The sequence below is a fragment of the Phyllobacterium sp. P5_D12 genome, assembly GCF_054049495.1.
The window spans coordinates 1-7,634 of the sequence record NZ_JBFUMG010000204.1; the positions used below are offsets into that span (position 1 = coordinate 1).

General features: G+C 57.4%; 11 protein-coding genes. 8 read left to right on the forward strand and 3 right to left on the reverse strand.

Features of this window, described 5'->3' with window-relative positions:
* Positions 1-150: 150 nt before the first annotated feature.
* Positions 151-915 (reverse strand): SDR family oxidoreductase, encoded by a 765-nt coding sequence (locus tag ACXJ5O_RS14435; protein ID WP_457300488.1) that lies wholly within the window; start codon positions 913-915, stop codon positions 151-153.
* A 200-nt stretch (positions 916-1,115) separates the two neighbouring features.
* Here ACXJ5O_RS14435 and ACXJ5O_RS14440 point away from each other — a divergent pair, with 200 nt between their 5' ends.
* Entirely contained in the window at positions 1,116-1,820 is a 705-nt protein-coding gene (locus ACXJ5O_RS14440; protein ID WP_457300489.1) for a glutathione S-transferase family protein, read from the forward strand.
* A gap of 37 nt (positions 1,821-1,857) precedes the next feature.
* Here ACXJ5O_RS14440 and ACXJ5O_RS14445 read toward each other — a convergent pair whose 3' ends face one another.
* A complete protein-coding gene (locus tag ACXJ5O_RS14445) occupies positions 1,858-2,127 on the reverse strand; it encodes an usg protein (protein WP_457300490.1) in 270 nt (89 codons plus the stop codon).
* 102 nt (positions 2,128-2,229) lie between these two features.
* Here ACXJ5O_RS14445 and groL point away from each other — a divergent pair, with 102 nt between their 5' ends.
* Complete coding sequence (gene groL, locus ACXJ5O_RS14450; RefSeq protein ID WP_457300491.1) at positions 2,230-3,855, forward strand: chaperonin GroEL; 1,626 nt, start codon at positions 2,230-2,232, stop codon at positions 3,853-3,855.
* A 6-nt stretch (positions 3,856-3,861) separates the two neighbouring features.
* Here groL and ACXJ5O_RS14455 read toward each other — a convergent pair whose 3' ends face one another.
* Complete coding sequence (locus ACXJ5O_RS14455; RefSeq protein ID WP_457300492.1) at positions 3,862-4,896, reverse strand: cupin domain-containing protein; 1,035 nt, start codon at positions 4,894-4,896, stop codon at positions 3,862-3,864.
* 82 nt (positions 4,897-4,978) lie between these two features.
* On the opposite strand from ACXJ5O_RS14455, the gene ACXJ5O_RS14460 reads away from it, so the two are divergent.
* From ACXJ5O_RS14460 to ACXJ5O_RS14485, 6 genes are all read left to right on the forward strand, one after another.
* A complete protein-coding gene (locus ACXJ5O_RS14460; protein ID WP_209998138.1) occupies positions 4,979-5,251 on the forward strand; it encodes a DUF4242 domain-containing protein in 273 nt (90 codons plus the stop codon).
* Positions 5,252-5,318: 67 nt separating this feature from the next.
* On the forward strand, positions 5,319-5,762 hold the full coding sequence (locus tag ACXJ5O_RS14465; RefSeq protein ID WP_457300493.1) for an SRPBCC family protein: 444 nt from the start codon (positions 5,319-5,321) through the stop codon (positions 5,760-5,762).
* On the forward strand, positions 5,752-6,081 hold the full coding sequence (locus ACXJ5O_RS14470; protein WP_224513299.1) for an ArsR/SmtB family transcription factor: 330 nt from the start codon (positions 5,752-5,754) through the stop codon (positions 6,079-6,081). The genes ACXJ5O_RS14465 and ACXJ5O_RS14470 overlap by 11 nt, the downstream gene beginning before the upstream one ends.
* 118 nt (positions 6,082-6,199) lie before the next feature.
* Positions 6,200-6,529 (forward strand): ArsR/SmtB family transcription factor, encoded by a 330-nt coding sequence (locus ACXJ5O_RS14475; RefSeq protein WP_112526482.1) that lies wholly within the window; start codon positions 6,200-6,202, stop codon positions 6,527-6,529.
* Positions 6,526-6,996: an SRPBCC family protein gene (locus tag ACXJ5O_RS14480; protein WP_457300494.1), complete on the forward strand. Its 471-nt coding sequence runs from the start codon at positions 6,526-6,528 to the stop codon at positions 6,994-6,996. Before ACXJ5O_RS14475 ends, ACXJ5O_RS14480 begins: the two co-directional genes overlap by 4 nt.
* A 57-nt stretch (positions 6,997-7,053) precedes the next feature.
* Positions 7,054-7,634 (forward strand): DUF899 domain-containing protein (locus tag ACXJ5O_RS14485; protein WP_457300495.1); only part of this gene is annotated, 581 nt, incomplete at its 3' end.

Below are 7,634 nucleotides of genomic sequence, written 5' to 3' on the forward strand. Positions count from 1 at the left end.
TTCGTCTTCAAGCATTCGATTGTATTGGCGTGTCTCGTAGGTATCCTGGTGATGCTCCAGGCTTATGTCTTCCCATGGATGATCGTGACGGCGCCTTGAGGCGGCGCGATTACCGGCGGCGTCGTGTTGGGGTTGTACGGCGCCTTTCGATCAGGTCCGGGTAATTGAAACGCCGCCGTCTACCAAGGATGCGGTTCCCGTTACGAAGGATGCGTCGTCCGATGCAAGGTATAACACCGATCGTGCCAGTTCCTCCGACGTGGCGACGCGCTTCAAGGCATGCAAGTTGGTGATGAAACCCTGCTTTTCAGCCGTATCATTCATTTCACGGTACATATCCGTATCGACCGCGCCTGGCAGAATGGAATTGACCCGTATCCCTTGTGGACCATATTCGGCCGCAAGGGCCTGTGTCAGCCCTATTAGCCCGGCTTTGCTTGCCGCATAGGCGGCAACGCCTGGAAAGGCAAAGCTATAACCGACAAAGGTCGAGGTGAAGATCACCGAACCGCGACCATGCTTAACCATCTCGGCGATCTGGTGTTTCGCGCCGAGGAATGCCCCGGTGAGGTTGATTGCGATGGCATCGTTCCATCCTGCCTCGGATACGCCGGTGCTAGGCCCCGCCTCGCCCAGCGTGCCGGCGTTGTTGAAGGCGATATCAAGCGTGCCATATCGCTCGACCGACAGCGCGACAAGAGCCTTGGCGTAGTCCTCGGAGCGTACATCTCCGGCCAAGGCGACAGCTTCGCCGTTATCAGCTTTGATTTCCGCTACCAGCGTGTCGAGTTCTTCCTTGCGGCGTGCGCCCACAACCAGCTTGGCGCCCTCATGCGCGAAGAGTTTTGCCGTGACTCGTCCGATGCCCGCGCTAGCGCCTGTAATCAGTGCAACTTTTCCAGATAGGCGATCCATGTTTATTCTCCAGTTGGTCGGAAGATGCTCCCGTTGTTGCCACAAGTATGATGTTGCACGTCTGGGCGGATAAGTCAGCGAATGCCGGCACTTGCTTCGAAAAAAGCAGACACCTCGATAAAATGCTGGCGTGGAAGCTCACCCATACCCATGTTACGGTCAACCGCAGAATCACCCCCCAGCCAGACTCCGGAGTTTCTATGCCTGATCTATCCGCCTTCCCCATCGCCAAACGATGGCCGGCACAACATCCCGACCGCTTGCAGCTCTATTCTTTCCCGACGCCAAACGGTGTGAAGGTTTCGATCGCGCTCGAGGAAATTGGACTTCCGTACGAAGCGCATGCGGTGGACATCGGCAAAAACGAGAGCTGGACGCCAGAATTTCTGTCGTTGAACCCGAACGGCAAGATCCCTGCGATCATCGATCCGAATGGGCCCGGCGGCAAGCCGCTGGGTCTGTTCGAGTCTGGGGCTATCCTGCTTTACCTCGCCGAGAAAACCGGCAAGCTCATGCCTGCGGATCCGGCTTTACGGTATGAGACCATTCAATGGGTGTTCTTCCAGATGGCAGCGATTGGACCGATGTTCGGCCAGGTCGGCTTTTTCCATAAATTCGCCGGTCGCGACTATGAAGACAAGCGCCCGCTTGAGCGCTACCGGGACGAGTCGAAGCGGCTGCTCGGCGTTCTCGAAACGCGTCTCGATGGCCGTGACTGGATCATGGGTGACTACAGTATAGCGGACGTTTCGATGCTCGGCTGGGTCCGCAATCTCGTCGGCTTCTATGGCGCACGCGATATCGTGGAGTTCGACAGCCTGAAACGCGTGCCCGCATGGCTGGAACGCGGTCTCGCACGACCGGCGGTGCAGCGCGGCCTCGATATTCCCAAGCGACCCGGCTAACGCGGAAGCCCCCGACTTACGTCGAGTTTGGCCAGTCTCAGTGGATGGAGATAATCCCGTCCACCGCCCGCCATTCGCGCGGCTCGATCAGGCGCTGGTGAACGATGCGAATTGAATGGAGTGGCCCCTCGAGGTCCTTTTGCCAGAAAGCAAGAAAGCCTTTCAATTCCGGGAAGTTCGGCGCAAGATCGTATTCTTGCCATATGTAAAGCTGAAGAAATTTGGGGTGGTCGGGAAGACGATAATGTATTTCGGCCGTCGTCAGCCCATAGCCCTTCAACTGAAGTTCGAATGCTCTGCCGCTCATGATATCATCCTTATGGAACAACTCATGTATTGCAGTGAATCTTGCCAGATTCTGTATTGCTTTCAAGGGGAAAAAGCCCCTCGAACCRGGGAGTGAACGACGATGGCTGCAAAAGAAGTCAAATTCGGCTCTGAGGCTCGCGATCGAATGCTGCGGGGCGTCGACATCCTCGCCAATGCCGTCAAGGTTACGCTAGGACCCAAAGGCCGCAACGTCGTCATAGAGAAGTCCTATGGCGCACCGCGCATCACCAAAGACGGCGTAACGGTCGCCAAGGAAATCGAACTCGAGGACAAGTTCGAGAATATGGGCGCGCAGATGCTGCGCGAGGTCGCATCGAGAACCAGCGATGTTGCCGGGGATGGCACGACGACGGCAACAGTGCTTGCCCAGGCTATAGTCCGTGAAGGCGCCAAGGCCGAAGCGGCCGGCATGAACCCGATGGATCTGAAGCGCGGAATCGACATTGCAGTTGCGGCAATTGTCGAGGAACTGAAGCGCAACGCCCGCAAGATTTCGAACAATTCCGAAATCGCGCAGGTCGGCACGATTTCTGCCAATGGCGATACGGAGATCGGACAATATCTGGCGGATGCAATGGGAAAGGTCGGGCATGAAGGCGTCATCACCGTCGAGGAAGCGAAAACGGCCGACACCGAACTCGAAATTGTTGAGGGCATGCAGTTCGACCGGGGTTACCTCTCCCCATACTTCGTCACCAATCAGGAGAAAATGCGGGTTGATTTTGAGGATCCCTATATCCTCATCCACGAAAAAAAGCTCTCCAATCTCCAGGCTATGTTGCCTATCCTCGAAGCAGTCATGCAATCCGGCAGATCACTGCTCATAATAGCCGAAGATATCGAGGGCGAAGCTCTGGCTACCCTCATCGTCAACAAGTTGCGCGGTGGTCTGAAAGTCGCGGCCGTCAAGGCTCCGGGATATGGCGATCGCCGCAAGGCCATGCTTGAGGACATCGCAATTCTCACCGGAGGAACGGCGATCAGTGAGGATTTGGGGATCAAGCTTGAAGGTGTGACACTTGAAATGTTGGGCAGCACCAAAAAGGTTGTAATCGATAAAGAAACTACGACGATTGTCGGTGGTGCTGGCGCTAAGGCGGACATCCAAGGGCGCGTCGCCCAAATCAAGGCGCAGATCGAAGACACGACATCCGACTATGACCGAGAGAAACTGCAGGAGCGGCTGGCAAAACTTGCCGGAGGTATTGCGGTTATTCGCGTGGGTGGTTCGACGGAAGTCGAAGTCCGGGAGAGGAAAGACCGCGTCGATGACGCCCTGCATGCGACGCGAGCAGCCGTCGAAGAGGGCGTCCTTCCAGGTGGTGGTGTAGCGCTTTTGCGTGCAGCCAAGGCACTTGATGGGCTACAGGGTGCAAATGCCGATCAGCGCGTTGGCATTGAGATCGTACGCCGTGCCACCGAGACACCGGTTCGTCAGATCGCCGAGAATGCGGGCGCTGAGGGATCGATCATCGTTGGCAAGCTTCGCGAGAATGCCAATTTCTCGTTCGGTTGGAATGCCCAGACCGGGGAATACGGCAATCTCTTCGACATGGGCGTCATCGATCCCGTCAAGGTGGTGCGGAGCGCACTGCAGGGTGCCGCGTCCGTTGCCGGCCTGCTGGTGACGACCGAGGCCATGATTGCCGAACGCTCGAAGAAAGAGGCGTTGCCGTTGCCACCAAGCGCAGCAATGGACTATTAGAGCGATCTAAAATATGGCGGATTGCATTCCATTCGCTTCGCGCCATTGCCCTGGCGAGCGGCCGAGATATCGCCGGAACGCCCGGCTGAATGCCTCTTCGGACCCGTAGCCCGCCTGTTCGGCAACCGCAGCAAGCGTCAGGCGTGTTGCGCGAAGCAAGCCCGTTGCCAGTTGCATGCGCCATTCGGCCAGATAGTGAATTGGCGGTTGGCCAAGCAGGTTGCGAAACCGCTCGTCAAGAACCGAACGCGACGTAGCAGCGGCGCGTGCGAGTGTTTCGACCGTCCACTTGCGCGCGGGCTCTGCGTGCAAAAATGCCAGCGCACGCCCGACCACGGGGTCGCTAATTGCCGCCAGCCATCCGGTATCCGGCRGCGTCTGCTCGCAGTAGAGCCTGAGCGCCTCCATCAGCAGCAATTCCGGCAGCCGAGCCCTTAGTGTTGCGCCGCCTTGGCGCGAATGCATTCTCTCGTCGAGCGCATACGTTACGCAAGCCTGCATCCATTCCTTTGCTGGACCAGGCGTTGGTCTAACACGAAAAATTGGCGGCAGACGGCGCAGAAACGAATTGAACAGGAGTTCTTCACAGCGGAGATAGCCGCAGACGATGCCCGTCTTTTGGCCCCCTCCATCCAATCGGCAGTAAGGCACGCCCTCCCATGGCGGTGGTGGCAGCAGATCTGCGATTGTAACCGGATTGGCTGGCTCGGCACTTCCCATCAGATGACGGTGCGCATGCGGCAGCACGACTATGTCCCCCGCCTCCGCTTCGACACGCTCGCCGCCAGCACTCACCCACACACTTCCTTCATTGACAATGTGAAACAGGATCAGACGTTCCGCCCCTGGCGCAAGCAATGCGACGAGGTCCGCAGCGTCGGGTGAATCCAGTGACCACGGCGCTGAATATTCGCCGCGCAGGAACATGGCGCCGGCAAGCCTGACATGCGAAAGCACATCCGACAAAAGGTCCGCCTTGTCTGCCATAAGCGGCGATGGCGGCGTTTCAGTCAATGGCTCCGGCGTTTTGATCATGGTCATTCGCGCGCATGAAGCAGATGCTCCCCGTCCCTCGCGAGGTAAAATCGCACTGCGGGGGCGAATGGTCAACAAGGAGGTTAGAATGCCAAAATTTGTAATCGAGCGCGACATGCCGGGTGTCGGCAAGCTGACACAGCCGGACCTCAAGAGCGCCTCGCAGACATCCTGCGCCGTGCTCCGCGATCTCGGAACAGATATCCAGTGGATCCATAGTTACGTCACGGATGACAAGATTTATTGTGTTTATCAATCTACCAGTGAGGAACTGATCCGCGAGCACGCTAAAAAGGCCGGCTTCCCGGCAAACAAGATCTCGCAGATACGTAACGTCATCGAGCCGGCCACAGCCGAATAAAACGCAACTTCCCAGTTGCACTTTACGGCTAATGTTGCATAATAAGGGCAACCAGGAGGTTGCCCTTATGTCTGATCGTATCGAAAAAAGCATAGACTTGAATGCGCCGGTCGAGCGGGTCTGGCGCGCCCTTACAGATCATATTGAGTTTGGTGAATGGTTTCGCGTCAAGCTCGAAGCGCCGTTCCAGCCCGGCGAAGTGGCCAAGGGCCGGATCACCTATCCCGGCTACGAGCACCTCAAATGGGAGGTGACGATAAAGACGATGGACAAGCCACGGCTCTTCTCCTTTACCTGGCATCCCTATGCGGTCGAGCCCGGCTTCGACTACTCCAAAGAACCGCCAACGCTGGTCGAATTCAAACTCAAGCCCAAGGGCACAGGCACAAAGCTGACTATCGTCGAATCCGGCTTTGATGGCTTGCCGGCGCAGCGTCGGCCGGACGCCATGCGCATGAATGAAGGCGGCTGGGCCGAGCAGATCAAGAACATCAAAAAGCATGTTGATTGAAACACCTGGGCGCGATACCGCGTCACTTTTCGCAGCCTTGGGCGACCGCACCCGCCTGTCACTGCTGACCAAGCTCAGCGACGGGCAGGCACGTTCGATCGCCGGGCTGTCAGCTGGCACGGATCTTACCCGTCAGGCCATCACCAAGCATCTGCGCGTTCTCGAAGAGGCGGGGCTGGTCATCAGCAGCAAGGTTGGGCGGGAAAGCCAGTTCGCTTTCCGGCCCGAGCCTATCGGCGAGATCCGCGCTTATCTCGACAGTGTCTCGCAGCAATGGGGCGATGCCCTCTCGCGTCTTCGAGCTTTCGTGGAAACGTAAGCATTTACTTACATACCGTTTCGTTTTCACGCTGAACGATGGAGCGATGCAGATCACCGATCAACGCGTAAAATCATTAGTATTGACTAATCAATGAGTATCTACTAATGTATTTTTCATGATTGAAGCCACCGCCATCGACGCTGTCCTGCGCACGCTTGCTGATCCTACCCGGAGAGCCATATTCGAGCGTGTCGTCAATTCCGACGAGATTACCGTCGTGGAGTTGACGCGGGGTAGTGGCGTGACACAGGGCGCCATCTCCCAACATCTCAAGTCGCTGAAGCAAGCCGGGTTGGTCGCCGAGCGCCCCGAGGGTCGCAACGTCTATTACCGCGCTCAGCCCGAAGGCCTTGTACCGCTTGCCGACTGGATGAGCCATTATGGCGTCTTCTGGCGCGAACGCTTTGCAAATCTCAAAACGCTCCTGAAGGAGATCGATCCATGAAAGACGCCGCACCGAAGTCCGACACGCAAGACATCGTGGTCGACGAGGTCTTGCCGCATGCGCCGGAGACAATCTGGAACGCATTGACAAAAGGCGAACTGATCACGCGCTGGCTTGGTATGCCGACAAGCGGGTTCGAGCCCGTCGTGGGCAAGCGCTTCACATTCAAAACGACGCCGGCCGGCGCGTGGGACGGTTTCATCCAATGCCAGGTTTTGGAGGCAGTGCCGAATGAACGGCTCGTTTATACCTGGCAAGGCGGGCATGAGGGAAATGTCGGCTATGGCTCGCGCCTTGAAACTGTGGTCACGTGGGTTCTTTCCAAGGCTGAAAATGGCACCCGCCTTCGCCTTGTCCATTCAGGTTTCGTGCTGCCGCAGAACGAGACGGCTTTCAGGAACATGAGTTCAGGCTGGAAGAAGGTCGTTCCCGGCATCGGCGCCATCGCAGCGGAAAAACTGCACTAAGGCAACGATCAATTGCATCAGACGTTGGAAAGGCATCTCAACTCAAAGGAGGTAGCTATGAAGAATCCAGTCGTTTCACGCGAAGAGTGGCTTGCAGCCCGGCTTGCACTGCTCGACGAGGAGAAGCAGCTGACGCGCCGCAGTGACGAGATCGCACGGCGAAGGCAGGCTCTGCCATGGGTCAAGATCGACAAGGACTATGAATTCGATACAGACGAAGGCCGTGCGTCGCTCCCAGGTCTCTTCAAAGGGCGCTCGCAACTGATGATCTATCACTTCATGTTCGGGCCCGATTACAAGGCGGGGTGTCCTTCCTGTTCGGCGATCGCCGACGGCTTTGACGGCTCCGTTGTTCACCTCGCCAATCACGATGTAACGCTCATCGCGGTCTCGCGGGCGCCACTTGCCAAGTTGCAGGCATTCAAACAGCGTATGGGGTGGACTTTCCCCTGGGCGTCTTCATTCGGGAGTGACTTCAACCCGGACTTCCACGTCACGTTCACCGAAGAGCAGCAGCGCAAAGGCGCCATCGAATACAACTACGTGCGTGAGGAGCCCGCGCCAGCCGGTGACGACGGCTCTGAAGCGGAGGATATATTCGCAACCATGGCTGGCACTGATACGGCTACGTACGCACG